We start from the raw sequence: 21,952 nt of genomic DNA on the forward strand, positions 1-21,952 counted from the left end.
CCGGCGCCGCCCGGCGGGGCAGGCAGGGAGGTCAGAGGCCGGCGACGCCGGTGATGCGGTGGAGGGCGAAGCGGTGGACGGCGGCCCGGGTCTCGTCGTAGGCCGTCAGGTAGCCGCCCTCCATCCGGGCCGGCTCCAGGATGCGCGAGGTCGCGTTGCCCTGGGAGTCGAGGTAGCCGATCCACACGCGTACGCCCTGCTTGATCGCCTCCTGCAGGGCCGAGATGGTGGCCGTCGCGGGCCCGCGCGGCACCTGGCCGCCCGGCGCCTCCACGGGCTCGCGCCGCGCCAGGTGCGCCGCGTCGCCGGCCCGCATGGCGCGTACGGCCGCCACCGCCACCTCGGGGTCCAGGCCGTTGCCCGAGGAGACGGTACGGACCGGCGCGGGCCCCTCGGTACGGCGGCTGTCGAGCTGGGAGATGATCACGTCGCCGTCGAGCGACTCGGCCACGGGCGCGTACCCCATGGCACGCAGCGAGTCGACCAGCGCCGCCCTGGACGAGCGGGAGGCGATGACGGTGGGGGCCAGCCGGCGCAGCCGCAGCGCGGCGGAGCGCCGGTCGGCGGTGATCTGGTCGAGCAGCGCGGGGTCGTCGCAGCGGATGTACGCGCTCGCGGTGCCCACGCGGATGCGGCCGTGGCGCCTGGCCACGTCGGTCACCAGGTACGACAGCGCCTGCGGCACCGGCGTGGCCGAGTGGCGGGCCAGCATCGACACCAGCTCCTCGCCCCCGTGCCCGGCGTCGAGCGCCCGCCGGATCGAGCTCTCGCTGAACCGGTAGACCGTCGCACCGCCCTTCGACTCCACGTCGGCGGTGAGCGTCATCCAGCGGTTGAGCTCGCTCGTGAGCGGCCCTGGAGCGACGGCGGTGAGGTCGGCCTGGAGCAGCACGTGATCGACGGGCTCGGGCAGCAGCGGCGCCAGCACCTCGGCCGGTTCGCCGCCGTCGAGCAGCGCCCGCCCGTGCGTCGACAGCGCGCCCAGCCCGGTCACGCCCACCTGCTCGGCCTCGCGCAGGGTGAACTCGGTGAGCCGCTCCCGCAACGGCCCCTTGCGGCGCGGCTGCTCCCACGCCAGTCGTTCGAGCACGGAGTCACGTGAGGGCGCGAGGCCCGGCGCGGCGGCCAGCACGCCCAGCGTGGCGGCCCTGACCCCGGGGAGGGAGGCGCGGCGCAGGTCGGTGTGCAGGGCGTTGAGCGGCCTGTCACGCTCGTCCCGCTCACCCACCAGGCCGGGCACGCGGTCCATCTGCAGCCACGTGGACGCGAGCGCGACCCACCGGTCGGCGGTCGCCCTGACCCGCCACAGGTCGTAGCCGGAGGTCGGCAGCCACTCGCCGTCCACGCCGCCGCCGGCCGCGATCAGCCCGGCCGCGTGCGCGACCTCGACCACCAGCGCCGCCACCCACTCGGGCAGATCCAGCTCGCTCGCCGTGCGTTTCAGATCGCGCACGCCGAGGCCGCCGGTGCGCAGCACGCCCGGCGGATCGACGCTCCACCGGTCGCACAGCTCCTCGACCGACCTGACGAACGAGAACGCCTGCCCCGCCGCCGTGCGGTCGGCCAGGTCCTTGTCACGCGTGGCCCCTTCGAGCGGGGGCGGGACGGCCAGCAGATCACGGTGCACCCGCCCGCCACGCAGGTGGAGCCCCACTTCGCGGGGCAGCGTCACGCTCTCCTCGCCCGTGGCCGCCAGCAGCCCCCTGGCCAGCAGCTCCTCGATGGGCGAACGGGCGGACGCCACGCGTACCTCGCGCCTGGCGTTGGGCACGCGCCCGGTCGGCGGACCCCAGGTGAGCTGGTCGAGCGCGCCCCTGGCCTCGGGCGAGACGGACTCGATGAGCGCGGCGGGCTCGGCCAGCGCGGCCGCCAGCCGTTCCTTGCCTGAGCCGCGGGTGTCCGGCGCGATGTCGTCGGCCATCTCGTCGAGCTGCTCCGGCGGGTGATGCCGGAACGCGTCGACCGCCCTCGGCCCGAGCCCCGCCGGGTCCTCGAGCACCTTGCGCACACCGGGGCCGAGGTCGAGCGCGTCGTCGGACCCGTAGACCAGCGCCAGGTCACACAGCCTGTCGAGCGCCGCCGACAGCGCGGGCCCGGCGTCGGCGCCTGGCCGATCGCCGCCCAGGGCCGCGCTCACGAGCTCGCGCAGCCGTTCCTCGGACACCGGACCGTCCTGTACGGCCAGCGTCTCCACGACGGCGAGCGTGAAACGGTCGAGCCGGTCGAGCACTCTGCCGATCGCCGACGGGCTGCCTGCCCGCGACGCCAGCCCTTCCAGATGCGCGGGCACCGGAGTGATCAGCTCGGGCCGCGCGGAGACGAGCGCCCGTAGCTGTTCGTCCGTGCGCCCCCTGATCCACTCCGTGAACTCCATCGTTGCCATGGTATGTCCCCCCTGATTGGGGCAGCATGGCTAGACGTGATAGAGCGCGCGGGCCAGCTCGTCCTGAACTACGTCTCCAAGGCGGCCGACGCCGCCCACGGCGTGCTCAGGGCCGATCAGCGGCTCGACTTCGCCAAGCGGCTGCGGGCCAGGATCGAGGTCGAGCGGCACGGCAGCCAGAACGCCCGCGAGGTGTCGAAGGTGCTGGCCAGGTTCGGCGACCCGGTGGCCCTGGTGGAGCGCGAGGCTCGCCGGCTGGCCGAGGCGGGCGTACCCACGAAGCGCGCCGCGGCGGCGGGAGTCCCTGGGACCGCGGCTCACGGTTCTACTCCCTCGGCTGCCGCAGAACATGATGCCGCGTCCACAAGGCGGTTTCCCGCGATCGTGGACGACGGTGACGTGCCTCCGGGCGTGCGGACGTACCGGAGGATCGCTCAGGAGAGCCTCGGCGGGCGGCCGGGCCGCGGGCTGCCGTTCGCCGGGCTGCGCAGGCTGGCCATGCCCTCTCGCAGCGGACTTCCAGCTGCGGAGTCCAGCGCGAACCCGATGGCGACCGGCGGCAGGGACGCCAGGACCATCGTCAAGGAGCACTCGCGCGAGACCGCCGCGATGGTCATCCTGGTGCTGGCGGCGCTGCTGCTGCCGTTCGACCTGCCGCCGGTGGCGATCTTCGAGATCCCCGTGCTGGTGTGGGCGGCCGGCGCGGTGATCGTGCTGTTCAGCGAGAGCTGGAAGCCGGGCGACAAGCTGCTCGGGATCGGCGCGCCGCTGCTCGGCTACTCGGTGGGCGGCGTGCTCGTCGGGGGGCTGCGGGTGGGGAGCGAGCCGGGGCTGCAGGCGTTCTTCACGCAGTTCTACGACGTCAGCGGCACGATGTTCATGATAGGGACCGGGCTGGGCGTGGCGTGGCTGGCCTACCGGCTGCTCGACGTCAGCTGACCGGCGCGGGGCTCGGGAGGAGCCCGACCGCCAGGCGTACCCAGGCGGCGACGAACTGGTCCTTGTCGGCGTGCCCCGGCAGCTCGCCCACGGTCTCCTGGAACAGGCGGTAGTGCACCACGGAGCCGCCGAGCACCGCCGAGATGCCCGTCCAGTCGAGCTCGACGTCCCTGTACTCGGGCTGCGCCCTGAACCAGGTCACGATCGCGTCGAACATGGGCTGCAGCAGCCCCTCCCGCACCACGGCGACCAGCTCGGGGAACTGGCTCAGGTCGCGGAAGAACACCCGGGTCAGCTCGGACTCCTCGCGCACCTTGGCCAGCCCGGCGCGGCACACGTGGGACAGCCGCTCCTCCAGGTCCACCGACGCTTCCATGGCGCTCAGCTCGGCCAGGCTCTCCGCCACCTGGCTCCTGGTGCGGCTGGCGTGCTCGTTGATCGCCGCGGCCAGCACCTCGTACTTGGACTTGAAGTGCCGGTAGAGCCCTCCGGCGCCGGGAGACAGCCCTGAGGCGGCCTCGATCTCCGCTACCGAAGTGGCGGAGTAGCCCCGCTCGGCGAACAGCCGCAGGGCCTCATCGATGATCCGCTCACGGGTTGATTTGGTCATGTTTATCCTGGTACCTCCAGGTTGAGGGTAGTCCTAACGGCGGATGCGTCCAGCGGGTGGCCGCAAGCGGCGGAGCGCGCTCATGGAGCGGCGCGCCGGATCAGGCCCGCGAGGGCGGAGCCGATGATCAGCCAGACGACCGCGGCGAGGCCGCAGTTGACCAGCGTCGTCCAGCGCGGGTCGGCGAGCTCGAACAGGTTGGCCAGGCCCAGCGACAGCGATGCGGCGAGCGACTCCACGAACTGGTACCAGACGTTGGCGGGGTTGGCCTTGAACACCGTGAACACCGCGTACAGCACCATGATCAGCGCGGCGACCCTGGAGGCGACCTTGACCAGATAGGCGAGGGCCGACACGGTCCGGTGCCAGGCCGTCACCGTCGGACGGGCCGGTCTGGCGGGCCGGTGCGGGCGCGGCGGGGCGGAGGAGGCGACGAGCCGGTCTCCGGCGTGTGGCGGCTTGGGGGGTTCGGTCACAGCCGCTCCTCTCCGATAAGTAATTCCTTTCATCGCATTCTTACGGTCCCACAACAGGGCTGTCAGTAGGGGACCGCCGTTACGTGTGCTTGGACGCCGTTTGGCATCCTGCACATGTGATGACTTCGGTGGGATTCGACCTCGACATGACATTGGCTGACACACGAGCGGGGATCGCCGCCGTTTACGACGAGCTGTCCGTGCGTTTGGGCGTGACCATTGACTCCGCGGCAGTGGTGAGGAGGTTGGGCCCGCCGCTGGAGATGGAGCTGGCCAACTGGCTGCCTCTCGAGGAGGTCGCGGCGGCCGCCGACCTCTATAGGGAGATATATCCGGAAATGGGGGTGCCGGTGCACACGGCCATGGCGGGCGCGTACGACGCGATCGAGGCCGTACGCGCCGCCGGCGGCCGGGTGATCGTGGTGACCGGCAAGAACCTGCGGGACGCCATCGGCACGGTCAAGCTTCTCGGCCTCGCCGTGGACGAAGTGGTCGGCTCGGTCTTCGGTGCGGCCAAGGGTTCGGCTCTCGCGCAGTTCGGCGCGGCGGCTTATGTTGGTGACCATGTCGCGGACATCGAGGCGGCACGTGCGGGCGGCGCCGTGAGCGTGACAGTCGCGACCGGCCCTTACACGGTGGGAGAGCTGCGTGAACACGGAACAGATGTGGCGCTGGCCGACCTGACCGAATTCGCCGCCTGGTTCGCCGGTTGGCGCAAGCATGATGAACTCCGGTAATTGTTCGGGATTTACCCGGTCGCCCTGGCGCGCTCAGGGGCATAACCTACATCCATCCATCTTTTCGACTGTTTGAACGAGGTCCTCCTGTGCCGAGTGGCAAGGTCAAGTGGTACGACGCCGACAAGGGATTCGGCTTCCTCACCCGCGACGACGGCGGTGAGGTCTTCGTGCATTCATCCGCGCTGCCCACCGGTGCGGGGCCGCTCAAGCCTGGTCAGAAGGTCGAGTTCGGGGTGGCCGAAGGGCGTCGTGGCCAGCAGGCGCTGTCGGTCAGGATCCTGGAGCAGCCGCCGACCCTGGCCAAGGTCAAGCCCAAGGGCAAGCGCAAGAAGCCGGACGAGATGGTCGTCATCGTCGAAGACCTGATCAAGCTGCTCGACGGCGTCTCGACCTCCTACCAGCGCGGCAAGCAGCCGGACGCGGCGCATGCCAAGAAGATCGCACAGGTGCTCAGGGCCGTCGCCGACGACCTCGACGCCTGACCGACCGCGCCCCAGGGGTCGTCTCAGCCGTTGGGGTTGGTGAGGGGTTTGGTCGGGTCGAGGGCGTCGGAGCGCTGAGGGTCGCGCTCGCCGGCCTCGGCCCGTTCCCTGTGGAGCTTGGCGTCGGTCGCGCGCACGCGCTTCCTCCTGGCGATCAGCAGCCAGCCGAGCGCGGCCGTCAGAGCGACGGCCAGCGTGACCAGCCCGGCCAGGCTGCTCTGGGACAGCGACAGCACCAGCCCGACCAGGCCGCCGAACACCCAGGCGAGCTGGAGCATCGCCTCGACCACGCCGAACGTGGACGAGCGCACCTCCTCGCCGATCTCCCGCTGCACGATCGCGTCGAGCGCGAGCTTGCCCAGCTCCTGCGCGAAGGCCGTGATCAGCGAGATGGCCAGCGCGGTCCACAGGCCGAAGAAGATCGCGGTCCCGATGGCGGTCGCGACGGTCACGGCCAGCGTGACCAGCACGATGAGCTGCGGCGCGTGGTTGCGCGTCCAGTTGGCCACGGCGGCGCCGACCAGGCCGCCCAGCCCGGCCGCGGCCGCCAGCAGCGCGATCGTCTTCGTGATGTCGAAGAACGGGTCCTGCGTCCCCGCGGCCAGCCACGGCACCGCCTTGTCCTGCACCAGGAAGAGCAGGAAGAACAGCAGGAACCCGGAGAAGACCCGGAGCGCCACGTTCGCCCAGACGGCCTCGGCGACCGCGGGGCCCACCTTGAGCAGGGTGCGCCACCGGGGCGCCGCGCCCTCTTCCTCCAGGTCGGGCGAGTCGATGTGGCGCGGCAGACGTACGGCGGCGACTCCCAGCAGCAGGAAGGCCACCATCGCGACGCGCAGCACCATCGCGCTGCCCAGCCACGCGGTCAGCCCCGCGCCGATCGGCACCGCGACGCCCGCGGAGACCAACGTGAACAGCGCCACCCGCGCGTTCGCCGACACCAGCGTGATGTCGGCGGGCAGCACGCTCGGCATGATCGCCGCCCGCGACACGTTGTACGCCTTCGACAGCACCAGCACGCCCAGCGCCCCGATGAACAGCGTCGGCAGGTCGCCCGGCCCCACCGCGGCGGCCATCGCGAAGCAGAGCAGCCCCCGCCCGAACAGCGTGCCCGCCATCACGTACCGCCGCCCCGACCTGAACCTGTCGAGAATCGGCCCCACGAACGGCGCCAGCAGCCCGAAGGGCAGCATCGTGATGACCAGGTAGAGAGCCACCGAGCCGCGGGCCTCGCCCACGGGCACGCCGAAGAAGACCGTGCTCGCCAGCGCCACCGTGACCAGCGCGTCGCCCGCGCTGTTGCCCGCCGAAAGCTCGATCAGGCGGCCGAGCCCGGTGCGGTCCGCGCCGTTGGCGTACGTGAGGCGCCGCGTCGCTTTGCCGACTTTTCGCGCACCTTTTGCCGTGGCCCTGCCGGCCCTGGCCGTGCCGCCGGCCGTGGCCCGGCTCGCGCGCGCAGTCGCGCGTCCCGCGTCGGTGACGCCGCGCGCCACCCGCCGCGAGATCTCCCGTGCCCGGCCCCAGCCACCCTCCACGACTACCAGTCTTACCCGATTCGTCCGCGATCTCGGAGCAGGATCCCCTGTTGTGGGCGTCTCCGGTCCGCCCATGGGTGAGAATGAAGTGTGAGCGAACAGCACCTTTCGGCGGAGGCTGCCCGATGAGCCGCACCAGGGCCCGCGTCTCCGCTCCCGACGAGGCGTGTGTCGCCGCGGTCGATCTGGCGCGTGGCGCGGCGGAGGAGCTCGCGCGTCCGGGTGAGCCCGGCGAGCACCTCGGCTTCGAGAGCGAAGGCGACCGGATCGTCACCCACTACTTCGCCTGTCTCGACAAGGCCTATCGCGGCTGGCGCTGGGCCGTCACGGTCACGCGCGCCTCGCGGGCCAAGAAGGTCACGGTCAGCGAGGCCGTCCTGCTGCCGGGCACCGGAGCGCTGCTCGCGCCCGAGTGGCTGCCGTGGAGCGAGCGGCTGCGCCCCGGCGACCTCGGCGTGGGCGACCTGCTGCCGACGCCCGAGGACGACGACAGGCTCGCGCCGGGTTTCACCGAGACCGACGACGAGGCAGAGCATCAGGCGGTTTTCGAGTACGGCCTGGGCCGGGCCCGTGTGCTCTCGGCCATCGGCAAGGACCGGGCAGCCAGGCGCTGGCACTCGGGCGAGCACGGGCCGCACACGCCGATCGCACACGCCGCTCCCGCGCAGTGCTCTACCTGCGGCTTCTACTGGATGCTCACGGGTGGCTTGCGGCATATGTTCGGGGTCTGCGCCAATGAGTACGCGCCGGACGACGGCAAGGTCGTCGCGGCCGACCACGGCTGCGGCGCCCATTCCGAGGCCGCCGTGCTGCCGCCGCCCGTCGAGCAGGCCATCCCCATCCTCGACGACCTGGGCTACGACCTGATGGAGGAGGAGGCGGCGGGCTCGGTCGACGAATCCGCCGCCGAAGAACTCGGCCACTCCTGATCGCGAAAGGCCGCTAGCCTACGCCTGGCCTCTACCTCTCTATCAGGATCGTGATCGATGACGTCCGACATCTCTGGCACCTACGGCACTGACCGGATGCGAGCCGCCGTCCTCTCCGCGTGGACGGCCTCGCCCGCCCGGTTCCGCGAAGACGCCAACGCGGAAGAGGACTTCGCGCTCGGCGGCTACCGCGACCGGCTGATCGTCGAGCTCGCCCAGAACGCCGCCGACGCGGCCCTGCGCGCGGGCGTGCCCGGGGTGTTGCGGTTGACGCTCGACGGCGACGTGCTGACGGCCGCCAACACCGGCGCCCCGCTCGACGCCACCGGCGTGGAGGGCCTTTCGACGCTGCGCGTCTCCGGCAAGCGCGACGAGTTCGGCGCCGCGGGGCGGTTCGGGGTCGGGTTCGCGGCGGTGGTGTCGGTCTGCGACGAGCCGTCCATCGGCTCGCGCGGGAGCGGCGCGGTCCGCTGGTCGCGTGCCGACACCGCGGCGGCGGTGTCGGAGATCCACGCGCTCGTGGGCGAGCTGGCCGACCGCTCGGGGCACGTTCCGCTGCTCAGGCTGCCGTTCGACGCGCCGCCGCTCGACGTGCCCGAGGGGTTCGACACGCTCGTACGCCTGCCGCTGCGCGACCGGGCCTCCGTCGACGCGGTCCGCCGCATGCTCGACGAGACGAGCCCGGCGCTGCTGCTCGGCCTGCCGGCGCTGGAGGCCATCGAGATCCACCTCGACGGGTCCGTACGTACCGTGGTCGCCGACGGCTGGCACGTCGTGTCGGAGTCGGGCGAGTTCACGCCCGAGGAGGTGAGCCGGCTCTTCGCCGACCGGCCCACCGAGGAGCGCGCCCGCCCCTACTGGTCGCTGCGCTGGGCGGTCCCCGTCACCGGCACCGGCGAGCCCGGGCCGCTGCCCGCCGCGGTGCCGCCCGTGGTGCACGCGCCCACGCCCAGCGACGAGCCGCTCGACCTGCCCGCGCTGCTGATCGCGTCGTTCCCGATGGCCACCGACCGGCGTCACTTCGCCAAGGGGCCGCTGGCCGACTTCCTGGTCGAGCGGGTGGCCGACGCCTACGTGCGGCTGCTGCGTGAGCTGCCGCGCACGCCCAGGCTGCTCGACCTGGTGCCGTCCCTGATGGGCAAGGGCGAGCTGGACGCCAGGATCCGCCGTGCCGTGCTGGCCAGGCTGCCCTCGACGCCGCTGCTGCCCGCGCTGTCCGCGCCCGCGCCCGCCGTGCAGACCCCGTCCTTCGCCGACGCCGAGGTCTACGAGCCCGACGCCGAGTGGCAGGTCGAGCACCCCGCGCGCGAGCCCGACGGCGACGGCTGGGTGGTCGCCGGCCGGGAGGCGGCCGTGGTGCCGTCCGCCTCGGCCGAGTTGCTCGCGACGGTCGCCGACTTCGTGCCCGGCCTGCTGCCGGCCGGGTGGCCCGCCAGGCACCCGGCCATGGCCGCGCTGGGCGTGCGCAGGGTCGAGCTGGCCGACGTGGTGGACCTGCTGTCGGGCGAGGCCGTCGAGGCGCGTGAGCCGTCGTGGTGGCGCTCGCTCTACGAGGTGCTGCCCGCCGACGACCCCGAGTCGCTGGGCGCTCTGCCGGTGCCGCTGACCGACGGCCGGCTGGTGCGCGGGCCGCGCGGCACGCTGATCCTCACCGACGGCGGCGCGGAGCTGGACCTCACGCCGCTGGGGCTGCGCATCGTGCACCCCGAGGCGGCCCACTCCGCGCTGCTCAGGCTGGGGGCGGCCGAGGCCACGCCGCGGACGATCCTCGAGGACCCGCTGACCAGGGCCGCCGTGGCGCAGTCGCTCGACAGTCCCGACCCCGAGCCGGTGGCCCGGGCCGTGCTGTCGCTGGTGGAGGCGTCGGCGCTGGCGCCGGGGGAGGCGCCGTGGCTGGCCGAGCTGGCGCTGCGCGGCTCCGACGGCGAGCTCTACCCGGCCGGGGAGCTCATGCTGGCCGGCGGGGCGCTGGCCGGGCTTCTGGAGCCCGACACGCATCTCGGGGTGGCCGCCTCCGAGCTGGAGGAGGAGTACGGCGCGCGGGTGCTGGCGGCGGCGGGCGTGCTCGACGGGTTCGCGGTGGTCCACGAGGCCGACGTGCTGCTCGACCCCGACGACTGCGACCACGACCTCGACGGCGAGGCCGACTGGCTCGACCACGTGCTCGACCTGCTGCCCGAGCTCGGCGTGCCGCCGCTGGTGCCGGAGTTCGTGGCGGTGCGCGACCTGGAGCTGGTGGCCGACTGGCCGGCCGCCCTGGAGCTGCTGGCCCGCCCGCCGCTGCGTGCCGCGCTCCACCCGGTGCGGGTGGCCGGGGTGGAGGTGCCGTCCTACACGGCGTGGTGGCTGGCCAACCACCCGGTGCTGGGCGGGCGCAAGCCGCAGGAGCTGCGGCTCCCCGGGGCCGACCCGCTGCTCCAGGGCCTGTACGAGGACGCGCCCGCGGGGCTCGACGAGGCGGCCCTGTCCATGCTGGGCGTCCGTACGACGCTGTCCGAGCTGCTGGCGTCGCACGGCGGGCCCGAGGAGCTCCTCGACCTGATGGCCGACGCCTCCATCGAGGTGGACCGGGCACAGCTGCGCGCTCTGTGGATCGCGCTGGCCGCCGTCGATCCCTCTCGGGTGGCGCCGCCGTCCCAGGTGCGTGCCGTGCTGCGAGGCTCCATCGTGGTGGCCGCCGCGGACGACGCCGTGGTGGTGGAGGCGCCCGACCTGCTGCAGCTCGTGGCCGACCGGCCGCTGGTGCTGGCGCCGTACGATCTGGCGGAGGCTCTGTCGGAGCTGCTCGATCTACCGCTCGCCGGGGAGCTGACGTCGGGGGAGGTCACCTCGCAGGGGCAGGTGCGCCCGGTTCCCTCCGAGGTGCTGGCCCTGCTGCCCACCGCGCCGTCCACGTACGTGGAGCACGAGAAGCTGCTGGTGGACGGGGTGGAGTGCACGTGGCGCTTCTTCGAGGGCGCGGTGCACTGCACGGGCCTCGACGGGCTGGCCCGCGGCCTGGCCTGGGCCACCGGCCAGTGGAACGACCGCCTCGCCGCGGCGGCGCTGCTGCGTGATCCCGAGTCGGTGCCGCTGCTTCTCGCGGAGTCCGACCTGTCCTGACCGCCGCCGCGCGCAGGAGCAGGTCAGCTCCGGCGCGGCCGGCGTACGAACCACATGCCGAAGAACCCGAACCCGACCCCGGTCAGGCAGGTCCAGATCCACCACGTGTGCTCCGGGCCGGGGCGGAAGATCAGCAGGACGACCAGCGCGACCGCCCAGATCCCGGTGCCGACGGCGACGGCGGCGGTGTCGTTGGTCTTGATGGGCTCCGGATCGGGATGCCACTGCTGCTTCACGTTGTTCAGCCTAGCTTCCAATCGGGTCTCGATCTCATTACTGACTCTTTTCGCAGGTCACCGCGACTGTCACTCTTCGCGTCGTGAGTGACACTCGTAACGCAATAGATCGTTTCTTCGCAATCACCGCAAGAGGGTCAACAGTCTCCCGTGAGGTACGAGGTGGCCTGGCCACCTTCTTCACCATGGCCTACATCGTGGTGCTGAACCCCATCATCATTGCCAACGGCACGGACGTGCAGAAGCAGGTCATCGGCGACGGCACGACGCCCAACGTGGCCCTCGTCGCCGCCGGGACGGCCTTCGTGGCGGGCGTGCTGACGATCCTCATGGGCGTCGTCGGCAGGGTGCCCTTCGCGATGGCGGCCGGGCTGGGGCTGAACGCCTTCGTCACCTTCAACATCGCCAAGGTGATGACCTGGGAGGAGGCCATGGGCCTGGTCTTCCTCGAAGGCGTCATCATCGCCATCCTGGTGCTGACAGGGCTCAGGACGGCGGTCTTCCACGCCATCCCGGCCCAGCTCAAGACCGCTATCAGCGTCGGCATCGGCCTGTTCATCGCGCTGATCGGCTTCGTGGACGCCGGCTTCGTGCGGCGGGTGCCGGCCGGACCGCCGCTGGAGATGGGCATCGGGGGCAATCTGACCTCGTGGCCGGTCTTCGTGTTCCTGGTCGGGCTGCTCGCCACGGCGGTGCTGGTCGCGCGTAGGGTCAAGGGCGCCATCCTGATCGGCATCGTCAGCACCACCGTGCTGGCGATCATCGTGGAGCAGCTCACCAAGTCCGGCGCGTCCTCGCCCGAGAACCCCGGCGGCTGGCAGCTGAACGTCCCCACCCTCCCCAAGGAGATCTTCGGCTTCCACAACCCGCTCACGCTGTTCACGGAGTTCGACCCGTTCGGCGCGTTCAGCCGGGTTTCTGTGCTGCTGGCCGTGCTGTTCGTCTTCACGCTGCTCATCACGGACTTCTTCGACACGATGGGCACCATCGTGGGCGTCGGCCGCCAGGCGGGCCTGGTGCAGGAGGACGGGACGCTGCCGCGTACCAGGGAGATCCTGCTCGTCGACTCGATCGGCGCGGCGGCCGGCGGCGCGGGCTCCGTCTCCTCCAACACCACCTACATCGAGTCGGCCGCCGGCGTCGGCGAGGGCGCGCGCACCGGTCTGGCCAGTGTGGTCACCGGGCTGCTGTTCCTCGTGGCGATCTTCTTCGCGCCGCTCGTCACGGTCGTCCCGTACGAGGCCGCCACGCCCGCGCTGGTCGTCGTCGGCTTCCTGATGATGACCGCGATCCGCGACATCGACTGGAACGACTACGAGATCTCCATCCCGGCGTTCCTCACGATCGTCGTCATCCCGTTCACCTACTCGATCTCGAACGGCATCGGCGCCGGCTTCATCAGCTACGTGCTGATCAAGGCGGTGCGGGGCAAGACCCGCGAGGTGCACCCGCTGATGTGGGTGGTCACACTGCTGTTCGTGCTGTACTTCGCGATCGGGCCGATCCGGGCGCTGTTCGGAATCTGAGTACGTGGGAAGAGGCCGCCCTGCGCGCGCGGGGCGGCTTCGAGGTACCAAGAAGGCAGGGCCCCCGGATATTGATTGGGGAAATATCTTGAGATGCCGTATAGTTAGCAAAGGTAATGACACATGCTAACCAACACCCCGCACAAGACAGACCTGCGCAGCGACGCAGGCCTGGCTTCAGCCCTGCGCGTCTCCTTGGCAAGGCTGACCAGGCGCCTACGACGACAGGCGGCAGCCCACTCGCTGACTCCCACACAGTTCGCGACGCTCGCCGCAGTGGAACGGCATTCCGGGATAACCCCCGGCGAATTGGCCGAGCTCGAGAAGGTACAGCCGCCCTCGATGACCCGCGTGATCGCCACGCTCGAGGAGCGCGGTCTGGTGTCGCGCTCCCCGCATCCGAGCGACCGGCGACAGGTGACCGTGAGCGTGACCGAGGCCGCCCAGAAGCTGCTGAAGGAGGAGCGACGCCGCAAGGAGGCGTGGCTGACGCAGCGACTGAAGGAGCTCACGCCGGAGGAGCGGTCGATCCTCAGGCAGGCGGCACCGATCCTGGAGAAGCTCAGCAGGATATAGAGCCTGAAGAACCCAAGACCGGGATGTTCCGGTCTCTCAAGGTTCGTAACTACCGCATGTTCGCAGCCGGGGGCATCGTCTCCAACGTCGGCACCTGGCTGCAGCGCACCGCCCAGGACTGGCTGGTGCTCGACCTGACCCATGGCAGCGCGGCGGCGCTCGGCACGGCGACCGCGCTGCAGTTCCTGCCGATGCTGCTGTTCGGGATGTTCGGCGGCGTGCTCGCCGACCGCTACACCAAGCGGCCCATCCTCATCGCCGCCCAGTCGCTGATGGCCACGCTGGCCCTCACCATCGGCGTGCTGACCATGACGGGCGCCGCCCAGGTCTGGCACGTGTACGTGATGGCGTTCCTGCTCGGCATGATCTCCTGCGTCGAGGTTCCGACGCGGCAGGCGTTCGTGGTCGAGATGGTCGGCCGGCAGGACCTGCCCAACGCGATCGCCCTGAACAGCTCGATCTTCAACCTCGCCCGCGTGGTCGGCCCGGCGCTGGCCGGTGTGCTGATCTACGTGCTCGGCGGCACCGGGCCCATCTTCCTGATCAACGCGCTGACGTTCGGCGCGGTGATCTCGAGCCTGATCTTCATGCGGAAGTCCGAGCTGAACCCCGCCGCGCCCGTGCCCCGGGCCAAGGGACAGCTCCGCGAGGGGCTCCGGTATGTGATCCAGCGCGAAGAGCTGCTCATGCCGGTGCTGCTGATCGGGTTCGTGTCGATGTTCTCGCAGTCGTTCTCGATGTCGATCGCGCTGATGGCCCGCCAGGAGTTCGGCGCGGGGGCGTCCTCGTTCGGACTGGCCTCCAGCATGTTCGCGGTGGGTGCGCTCGGCGGCGCGCTGCTCGCGGCGCGGCGGGCGCGGCTGTCGCGGAAGGTGCTGATGGCGGGGGCGCTCGGGTTCGGGCTCTTCCAGATCGCCACCGGGCTGGCCCCGTTCTACCCCGTCTATCTGCTGCTGCTGATCCCGACCGGGATCGCGCTGATCACCATCAACACGGCCGCGAACGCCAGCGTCCAGATCGCCACGTCGCCGGACATGCGGGGGCGCGTCATGGGGATCTACATGCTCGTGTTCACCGGCGGGGCTCCTCTGGGCGCGCCGCTGATCGGGTGGCTGTCCGAGCTGGGCGGTCCGCGGACGGGCGTGATCCTGTCCGGCGTGCTGGTCCTGGTCGGCACCGGGCTCGCGGTGCTGATGACGCGACTGATCAGCGCCCGGGTCGCCAAGCCGGCGACGGCACTCGCCGTCGCCTGAGCCGCCCGAGCCCTGAGCCGCCCGAGTCCTGAGCTGCCCGTGCTGGAGGTGGGACAATCGGGTGGTATGAGGCTCTTCGCCGCGCTGGTGCCACCCGACAAGGTGCTGGACGAGATCTCGCAGGCCATCGCCCCGCACGTCGGGCAGGTGCCGGGCCTGCGCTGGCCCGACCGGGCCACCTGGCACATCACGCTGGGCTTCTTCGGCGAGGTGCCCGAGCACGTCCTGCCCGAGCTGGAGGTGCGCCTGGCCCGCGCCGTGCGCCGCTACAGCGCGCTCGACCTGGCCTTCGAGGGCTTCGGGGCCTTCTCGTCCGTACGCCGGGCCAGGGTCTTCTGGGTCGGCCTCACCGGTGACTCCATGACCAGGCTGGCCGACTCGGTCAAGGCGGGTGCGCGGCGGGCGGGAGCCGTACAGACCGATGAGAAGCGGTTTCACCCGCACCTCACGCTCGCCCGAGCCAAGACGGAGACGGACCTCCGCCCGCTGGTGGAGTCGCTCTCCGGGTTCAGCGGCTCGCCGTGGCGGGCGGAGCATGTCCGTCTCGTCCGCAGTCACACCGGGCCCCAGGTGAGGTACGAGTCACTCGCCGAATGGGCGCTGGCACCCGTCGAGCGGAGCTAGGCTCCAGGACGTGGATCGTCCTCGCCCGTGGCTGCTGCCCGTCGTGCTCGGCCTGCTGCTGCTCATCGTCGTGCTCGGCGCGCTGCTCACGTGATTTACCAGGCTTGATTTACCAGGCGTAGTCCTCAGGGGCCGTCCTGTGGCCGGGGAAGATCTCGTCGATACGGGCCAGGGTGGCCTCGTCGAGGTCGATCTCCAGAGTGCGCAGGCTGCCCTCGAGCTGCTCCAGGGTGCGCGGGCCGATGATCGGCGCGGTGACCGCCCGCTGCTTGAGCAGCCAGGCCAGGGCCACGTACGCCGGCTCCTCGCCCAGCTCGTCGCAGAGCTTCTCGTACTGCTCGATCTTGTCGCGGTGCTTCTCGAGCTGCTTGACCATGTGGTCGGCGGCCGAGCGGCCCTTGTCCATCTTGCGGAGCACGCCGCCGAGCAGGCCGCCGGCCAGCGGGCTCCACGGGATCACGCCGAGGCCGTAGTCCTCGCAGGCGGGCAGCACCTCCAGCTCGACCGTGCGGGTGAGCAGGTTGTAGTGGGACTGCTCGCTGATGAGGCCGTTGAAGTTGCGCCTGGCGGCCGTCTCCTGGGCCTTGGCGATGTGCCAGCCGGCGAAGTTCGACGAGCCGACGTAGATGATCTTGCCCTGCTGGCGCAGGATCTCCATCGCCTCCCAGAACTCGTCGAACGGGGTGTCCCGGTCGACGTGGTGCGCCTGGTAGATGTCGATGTAGTCGGTCTGCAGGCGCTTGAGCGAGGCGTCGCAGGCCTTGCGGATGTTGAGCGCGGAGAGCTTCTGGTCGTTGGGCCAGTCGCTCATCTTGCCGTTGAGCTTGGTCGCGATGACGGTCTTCTCCCGGCGCCCGCCGCCCTGCGCGAACCACCGGCCGATGATCTGCTCCGTGATGCCCTCGCCCAGCTTCCAGCCGTAGACGTTGGCCGTGTCGAAGAAGTTGATCCCCAGATCGAGGGCCCTGTCCATGATCGCGAAGGAGTCCTCCTCCGTGGTCTGCGGGCCGAAGTTCATGGTGCCGAGGCAGAGCGGGCTCACCTGGAGTCCACTGCGTCCGAGATTGACATAGTCCATGACTCAACCCTAAGGACCTGGAGCGCACTCCAGGCCATACACTAGGTCCATGATCTCGACTGGAGCGCCGAGGAAAACCCGCGCTTCATGATCGCTTTACTCCGCACCGCCGTGCCGCTCTTCCTCGCGATGATCGCAGGCATGGTCGGCTCGCTGGTGGTCACCTCGGTGCTGGGCAAGCATGACACCGTCACCCTCGCCGCGTTCGCGGTCGTGACCGCCGTGCTCAATCCCGCCACGGCCGCGGTTCAGGGCGCGCTGCGCGGGCTCGGGCCGTTCATCGCCCCTTACCGGGAAGACCCGGCGGCGGCCGTGCCGATCGTGCGGGACGCGCGCTGGCTCAGTCTGGCCACCGGCCTGCTCGGGGCTCTCGCGGTGATCTGCGTGCCGCTGCTCGCCAGGTCCACGGGGGTGCCCGGTGAGGTGGTGGCCGAGATGGGCCTGCTGCCGTACTTCCTGGCGGTGTATCTCCTCGTCTTCGCCTCCACCGGCGGAGCGAGCACCATCCTGGTCGCCCTCGGGCGGAGCCGTAGCGTGCTCTGGCCGACCCTGGTCTACGGCGGGGTGCTCAGCGTGCTCACCGCCGCGCTGGTGCCGTCGCTGGGGCTGACCGGGGTGGGCCTGGCCTGGGTCATCTCCGGTGCGGCGGCGGCCGCCACGGCCACCTACAACGTGCGGCGCGCGCTCGGGCGGCCCGTCGGGCAGGCCAGGCCCAGGGTCGGCGAGATCGTCCGGCTGGCGAAGGTCAGCATCCCGCTGGCCGGGACCGTGCTGACCAAGTTCGGCGTGCTCGGGGTCGTCACCTTCGCCGCGAGCACCACGAGCACGCGCGACACCGCCGCCCACGCGGTGCTGACCACGCTCACCGGCTTCATCATGCTGGCCTCGCTCTCCATCGCTCAGGCGGCCGTGCCGGACATGGCCCGCGCCTCCGACACCGCCCAGGTGCGGCGGGTGGGCCGGACCGCGGCCCTGCTCGCCGTGACCGGGACGCTGGTCGGAGCCGGGCTGCTGCTCGGGTTCGGGGATCGGCTGCTGGTGCTGTTCAGCGACGACGCCGCCGTGCGCGAGCGCGTGCTGTCGCTGCTGCCGCTGATGCTGCTGTCGTCGATGCTCGACGGGGCCCAGGCCGTGCAGGGCTTCGGACTCACCGCGCTCAAGCAATCCTCCTCGAGCCTGGGCTATTTCGCCGTCGGGTACGGCCTGCTGGTCGTGGCCGCCGTACCCGTGGCCAGGACCTGGGGGATCACCGGCCTGTGGGCGGCCATGGCGGTGGCCAACGGGCTCCTGGTGGTGCTCCAGGGCACCGGCTTCCACCGCCACAGCGCCAAGGTGGGGCGGGTCCTCGTCGGCTAGAACCCCGGGAGGGAGAGGTTGCCCGCCCATGCCTTGTACGTGTACTCGGCGAGCTTGCGGACCCGGCCGGTGTTCACGTCGATCGCGTACGTGACCTCGCCCTGCGTGGGCACGCCGTCCTTGCCGTCCCGCCAGGAGGTGTCTTTCCGCACGTCGCTGATCACCACTTCCGTGGGGCTGTGCCAGCCGCCGATCCGCGGGAAACGGAGGTCCTTGGGGACATCGGTGAACTTGGCCTTGGACAGGACCTTGCCGGTGGTGACATCGACCGTGACGATCTCGTCGACGCCGCGGGTCACGACGTTGTCCTTGATCTCCTCACCGTCGAGATAGGCCAGCGTGCGCCCGTCCGCGGACAGCTCGCTGATCTCCGCCTCGGACGTGTTCAACGGCGTCACCTTCCCGCCGTCGAACAGCCCCAGCCGGTCATGATCATCACTGACCACGACCGGGCTCCCGCCGTTGCCGATCCGCTGGACGTGCCAGCCTTCGGGGATCTCGGTCAGCCGGCCCGTCTCCATGTCCGTCACGGTGCTCGTCCAGCTCTGCTGGCCGAGGAAGCGCCCGTCGGGGGAGAGCACCATCCTCATCCCGCCCTTCACCATCGTCTGCCGCGTGACGGTCTGCGGGGTGAGCCAGATCCGGCCGTCGGCCAGGTCCCGGACCGCGAACCTCTGGTCCTTCTCGCTGTAGTACGCCACCCGCTTCCCGTCCGAGGAGATCTTTACGGGTCCGCCGGTGTTCATGTAGTTGTCGGGGCTCTGCTCGGTGTACACGCTGACTGCCTCGGGCATCCGGAAGCTCTCGCCGGTGATGGTCACCAGCCGCCACTGGGCGCATTCCTGGCCGAAGGTCCGGGTGTTCTTCTGTGGGTCCCACCGCCGGCCGCAGAAGTCGTAGTACGCGTACGCGGCCGGGTCCACGCCGGAGGCGGGCAGCACGTCCGCGATTTGGCTGGTCATCGTGGCGCCGCCCGGAGCGGTGATCAGGACGGTGGCCGTGAGCGCCGTCGCGACCAGCGATGCCACCGCCGAGCCGAACGTCGCCGCCTTCCGCCTGCGCGCCCCCCGCACCGCCCGCTCGGCCAGGTCGACCTCGGGTGCCTGGGCGGCGATCAGGTGGAGCTCGTCACGAAACCGGGTCATCGGTAGGCCTCCTCGGGATCGACGTCGTGGAGCAGATCGGCCAGCTCGGGGGCGAGCGTGCGTAAGCGGCCGAGCGCGTGGTTGGTCTGGCTCTTGACCGTGCCCGGCGAGCAGCCGAGCAGGTCGGCGGTCTCGTCGATGCTGCGGTCCTCGTAGTACCGCAGCACCAGCACGGCCCGCTGCCGTGGCGTCAGGCGCAGGAGGGCCCGCTGCAGCGCCATGCGGTGCAGGCTCTCGTCCTCGGGGCCGCCCCCGCGCTCGATCTCCGGCGGGTACGCCGTGAGTGTCTCCTTGGCGCGCCTGCGCCGCCGCCAGGAGATGTGCTCGTTGACGAGCGCCCTGCGTACGTACGCCTCCGGATTGCCGTCCTTAATCAGCTTCCGCCAGTGCCTGGCCGTACGCATCAGGACGGTCTGCAGCAGGTCCTCGGCCTGCGGGCCGTCGCCGGTGAGCAGGTACGCGGTACGCATCAGCGCGTGCTGGCGCCCGCGGACGAACTCCCTGAAGCCCTCATATGGGTCCATGCGTCTCCTTCCACCCCTATCAACGCGCACAGGAGCGGCGGCGTTGGAAGCCGGCACGTGGGGCATGATGTCCGCGTGGGGGATGTCGTTTATCGGGCGCTGGGGGCTGTTGCGGCGGCGGGCTGCGTGCTGCTGGCCGTTCCCGCCCAGGCGGCGGCGGACGACGGGGGCGAGCAGCTGTTCACCTTCAAGGACCGCCGGATCACGGAGTCGAGCGGCCTGGCCGTCTCGCCGACCCACGAGGGCGTCTACTACACGCACAACGACAGCTCCGCCGCCCCCACCTTCTACGCCGTCGACGGCAAGGGCCGGACGAAGGCCACCTTCCAGGTACAGGGCGCCCAGGCCAGGGACTGGGAGGCCATGGCCGCGACAAAGGACCCGGCGACGGGGCGGGGCGTGCTCTGGTTCGCCGACATCGGCGACAACCTCGACGGGGCGTGGCCGGACGTCTCCATCTACCGGGTGATGGAGCCGCAGACCCTCCAGGACGCCACGCTGCCCGCCACCCGCTACCGCTTCCGCTACGCCGACGGCGGCCGCAACGCCGAGGGCATCATGATCAACCCTCGGACGGGCCGCCTCTACGTGGTGTCCAAGGAGTTCGCGGGGTCGGTCTACGCCGCGCCGAAGAAGCTCCGTACCGACAGGACGAACGTCCTGCGCAAGGTGGCCTCCGCGCCCCTCATGGCCACGGACGCCGCCTACGCTCCCGACGGCTCCTCGTACGTCATCCGGACGTACTTCTCCGCCACCCTCTACGAGCCCTCGGGGAAGATGATCACCAGGGTGTCGATGCCGGAGCTGAAGCAGGCGGAGTCGATCGCGTACACGGCCGACGGCAAGGCCCTCCTCACGGGCACGGAGGGTCCCCGCAGCCCGGTCTACCGCGTCCCCCTCCCGGCCGGCGCCGCCGGCAGCACCCCCACCCCGTCCGCTACCGCGAAGAGCCCCAGCCCCGCCACGCATCCGGTCGCCGACAAGGGGCAGGCGCGGGCGGCAGGGACCGGCTTAACGGCCAAGAACATCCTGATCTGGCTCGCCGCCGCCGTGGCCGCCCTGGGCACCATCACCTTCATCGCCCGCCGCACCCGGTGACGGTCACGGGATGAGCAGCCCCCAGTACAGGGCCCAGGGGATGAACAGGGTGCCCGCGACCGCGACCATGCGCACCCTGAGCGAGGCCGTACGCCACCGGGTGAGACAGGTGATCGCGGCGACAGCGGCAACGGCGGCGAGGAGCTGGGCGGCCAGCCAGGCGACGGGACGGCCGAGCAGCATCGGGCCCGTCGTGACGCCGTGGCCGTTGGACGTCATGAGCAGGCTCGTCAGCGTGCACGCCATGACGACGATGGACAGGGCGCCCGAGACGGCCAGGACGCGGGCGGCCCAGGAGCCGGCGCCCAGGCGGCGCACGGCGTAGGCCAGGAAGGTCAGCAGCATCAGCGCCATGGCGCCGAACATCAGCTGCCACGACTCCCACCAGGCCGACGGCGGGGTGTCGATGCTGTGCGGCTCCTGCGCGGGGTACGGCTCCGCGCTGGAGGACGGGACGTCTCCCGCGGCCACGCCCCTCACCCACGACCCCACCGCCTCGGCGTACCCGGGGGTGAGGGTGCTCTCGTTCACGTGCAGCGCGTGGGGAGCGCCAGGGAAGAACTTCACGGTCAGGCTGCTGTGCACGTTCGCGCGGAACCGCTGGGCGCTCTCGGCCGGCATCACCTGGTTGTCGGCTGCGCCCCACATGGCGAGCACCGGCTGGGTGAGCCTGCCGAGCGTGACCGCCGGGTCGTAGTACGCCTCGGGGAAGAGCCCGGCGTCGGCCGCGAGCCGGTGCAGGGAGCCGGCGTACGCCCTGCGCAGCGATCCGCGCACGCCGGCGCGGTCGAGCTTGTTCATCGCGTTCCAGGACTGGGTGCGCAGCGGAGCGAGACCGGGGCCGCCCACGGTGACCAGGAACTTCACGTCCTTCGATCGGACGGCCGCGATCGGTGCCACCCAGCCGCCCTCGCTGAGTCCCCACATCCCCGTGGGTCCCACGCCGGGCTGCCGCTTGAGCACGGTCAGCGCCGCCAGCGCGTCATCGGCCAGTTGAGAGTAGTCGCGGTGCGTCTTGGAGTAGCCGGTGGCCCGCTTGTCTGGGGCCAGCACCACCATGCCCTGCTTGGCGAAGGCCTCCGCCTCGGCCCGCAGCTCCCGCCAGCTGTTGCCGGCGCCCGAGCCGTGCACGAGGAGGAGACCCGGCAGCTTGCCGGTCGCGTGCGCGGGCCGGAAGATCTCGCCGCCCAGCCGCTGTCCGTCCGTGGTCGTGAAGGTGACGTCGGTGGTCTTCAGCGACACGTCCTGGCCGGCTGGGGTGTGCAGGGATGCTGCCAGGAGAGCGGCGGCCACGAGCTTCATCGGTGTTTCTCCGTCTACGAGGTGCTGCGAACACCGAC

The 21,952-nt window shown here is 71.2% G+C and carries 20 protein-coding genes; 11 read left to right on the plus strand and 9 right to left on the minus strand.

Translation table 11 applies throughout. The features are described from left to right. Positions 1-31 precede the first annotated feature (31 nt). Complete coding sequence (locus tag ABD830_RS45810; RefSeq protein ID WP_345001439.1) at positions 32-2,374, minus strand: helicase-associated domain-containing protein; 2,343 nt, start codon at positions 2,372-2,374, stop codon at positions 32-34. 45 nt (positions 2,375-2,419) lie between these two features. On the opposite strand from ABD830_RS45810, the gene ABD830_RS45815 reads away from it, so the two are divergent. Then, positions 2,420-3,322: a hypothetical protein gene (locus ABD830_RS45815; protein WP_345001441.1), complete on the plus strand. Its 903-nt coding sequence runs from the start codon at positions 2,420-2,422 to the stop codon at positions 3,320-3,322. On the opposite strand, the gene ABD830_RS45820 is transcribed toward ABD830_RS45815, so the two are convergent. Together ABD830_RS45820 and ABD830_RS45825 are read right to left on the minus strand one after the other, a co-directional pair. Next, entirely contained in the window at positions 3,315-3,932 is a 618-nt protein-coding gene (locus tag ABD830_RS45820) for a TetR/AcrR family transcriptional regulator (RefSeq protein ID WP_345001443.1), read from the minus strand. The two genes, ABD830_RS45815 and ABD830_RS45820, sit on opposite strands and share 8 nt — an antisense overlap. Positions 3,933-4,012: 80 nt before the next feature. Then, complete coding sequence (locus tag ABD830_RS45825) at positions 4,013-4,408, minus strand: hypothetical protein (protein ID WP_345001445.1); 396 nt, start codon at positions 4,406-4,408, stop codon at positions 4,013-4,015. Positions 4,409-4,527: 119 nt separating this feature from the next. Here ABD830_RS45825 and ABD830_RS45830 point away from each other — a divergent pair, with 119 nt between their 5' ends. After that, a complete protein-coding gene (locus tag ABD830_RS45830) occupies positions 4,528-5,145 on the plus strand; it encodes an HAD family hydrolase (protein WP_345002254.1) in 618 nt (205 codons plus the stop codon). Positions 5,146-5,234: 89 nt separating this feature from the next. Continuing rightward, the gene (locus ABD830_RS45835) at positions 5,235-5,630 is read left to right on the plus strand and encodes a cold-shock protein (protein ID WP_345001447.1); all 396 of its coding nucleotides are present in this window, start codon (positions 5,235-5,237) and stop codon (positions 5,628-5,630) included. Positions 5,631-5,653: 23 nt separating this feature from the next. Here ABD830_RS45835 and ABD830_RS45840 read toward each other — a convergent pair whose 3' ends face one another. Further along, positions 5,654-7,165 (minus strand): MFS transporter, encoded by a 1,512-nt coding sequence (locus tag ABD830_RS45840; protein ID WP_345001449.1) that lies wholly within the window; start codon positions 7,163-7,165, stop codon positions 5,654-5,656. 125 nt (positions 7,166-7,290) lie between these two features. Between ABD830_RS45840 and ABD830_RS45845 the strand changes: the two genes are divergently transcribed. Together ABD830_RS45845 and ABD830_RS45850 are read left to right on the plus strand one after the other, a co-directional pair. After that, a complete protein-coding gene (locus ABD830_RS45845; protein ID WP_345001451.1) occupies positions 7,291-8,094 on the plus strand; it encodes a DUF3027 domain-containing protein in 804 nt (267 codons plus the stop codon). A 57-nt stretch (positions 8,095-8,151) separates the two neighbouring features. Then, positions 8,152-11,196: a sacsin N-terminal ATP-binding-like domain-containing protein gene (locus ABD830_RS45850; protein WP_345001453.1), complete on the plus strand. Its 3,045-nt coding sequence runs from the start codon at positions 8,152-8,154 to the stop codon at positions 11,194-11,196. Positions 11,197-11,219: 23 nt separating this feature from the next. On the opposite strand, the gene ABD830_RS45855 is transcribed toward ABD830_RS45850, so the two are convergent. Next, the gene (locus ABD830_RS45855) at positions 11,220-11,432 is read right to left on the minus strand and encodes a DUF2530 domain-containing protein (protein WP_345001455.1); all 213 of its coding nucleotides are present in this window, start codon (positions 11,430-11,432) and stop codon (positions 11,220-11,222) included. Between the two features lie 83 nt (positions 11,433-11,515). Between ABD830_RS45855 and ABD830_RS45860 the strand changes: the two genes are divergently transcribed. From ABD830_RS45860 to thpR, 4 genes are all read left to right on the plus strand, one after another. Beyond that, a complete protein-coding gene (locus ABD830_RS45860; RefSeq protein ID WP_345001457.1) occupies positions 11,516-12,958 on the plus strand; it encodes an NCS2 family permease in 1,443 nt (480 codons plus the stop codon). A 123-nt stretch (positions 12,959-13,081) separates the two neighbouring features. After that, on the plus strand, positions 13,082-13,534 hold the full coding sequence (locus tag ABD830_RS45865) for a MarR family winged helix-turn-helix transcriptional regulator (RefSeq protein WP_345001460.1): 453 nt from the start codon (positions 13,082-13,084) through the stop codon (positions 13,532-13,534). 23 nt (positions 13,535-13,557) lie between these two features. Next, on the plus strand, positions 13,558-14,787 hold the full coding sequence (locus ABD830_RS45870) for an MFS transporter (protein WP_345001462.1): 1,230 nt from the start codon (positions 13,558-13,560) through the stop codon (positions 14,785-14,787). A gap of 66 nt (positions 14,788-14,853) precedes the next feature. Next, entirely contained in the window at positions 14,854-15,411 is a 558-nt protein-coding gene (gene thpR / locus ABD830_RS45875) for an RNA 2',3'-cyclic phosphodiesterase (protein ID WP_345001464.1), read from the plus strand. Between the two features lie 109 nt (positions 15,412-15,520). On the opposite strand, the gene ABD830_RS45880 is transcribed toward thpR, so the two are convergent. Then, complete coding sequence (locus ABD830_RS45880; RefSeq protein ID WP_345001466.1) at positions 15,521-16,489, minus strand: aldo/keto reductase; 969 nt, start codon at positions 16,487-16,489, stop codon at positions 15,521-15,523. Positions 16,490-16,576: 87 nt separating this feature from the next. Between ABD830_RS45880 and ABD830_RS45885 the strand changes: the two genes are divergently transcribed. Then, positions 16,577-17,845, plus strand: a complete 1,269-nt coding sequence (locus tag ABD830_RS45885; protein WP_345001468.1) for an MATE family efflux transporter — start codon at positions 16,577-16,579, stop codon at positions 17,843-17,845. Here the strand turns inward: ABD830_RS45885 and ABD830_RS45890 are convergent. Together ABD830_RS45890 and ABD830_RS45895 are read right to left on the minus strand one after the other, a co-directional pair. Continuing rightward, the gene (locus ABD830_RS45890) at positions 17,842-18,990 is read right to left on the minus strand and encodes a hypothetical protein (protein ID WP_345001470.1); all 1,149 of its coding nucleotides are present in this window, start codon (positions 18,988-18,990) and stop codon (positions 17,842-17,844) included. The genes ABD830_RS45885 and ABD830_RS45890 overlap by 4 nt on opposite strands. Continuing rightward, positions 18,987-19,514, minus strand: coding sequence for a SigE family RNA polymerase sigma factor (locus tag ABD830_RS45895; RefSeq protein ID WP_345001472.1), 528 nt, complete (start codon positions 19,512-19,514; stop codon positions 18,987-18,989). The genes ABD830_RS45890 and ABD830_RS45895 overlap by 4 nt, the downstream gene beginning before the upstream one ends. A gap of 75 nt (positions 19,515-19,589) precedes the next feature. Between ABD830_RS45895 and ABD830_RS45900 the strand changes: the two genes are divergently transcribed. Then, on the plus strand, positions 19,590-20,612 hold the full coding sequence (locus tag ABD830_RS45900; protein WP_345001475.1) for a hypothetical protein: 1,023 nt from the start codon (positions 19,590-19,592) through the stop codon (positions 20,610-20,612). Between the two features lie 3 nt (positions 20,613-20,615). Here ABD830_RS45900 and ABD830_RS45905 read toward each other — a convergent pair whose 3' ends face one another. Further along, the gene (locus ABD830_RS45905; protein WP_345001478.1) at positions 20,616-21,914 is read right to left on the minus strand and encodes an alpha/beta hydrolase family protein; all 1,299 of its coding nucleotides are present in this window, start codon (positions 21,912-21,914) and stop codon (positions 20,616-20,618) included. Positions 21,915-21,952 lie beyond the last annotated feature (38 nt).

It is taken from the genome of Nonomuraea helvata, from assembly GCF_039535785.1.
Taxonomy (GTDB): domain Bacteria; phylum Actinomycetota; class Actinomycetes; order Streptosporangiales; family Streptosporangiaceae; genus Nonomuraea; species Nonomuraea helvata.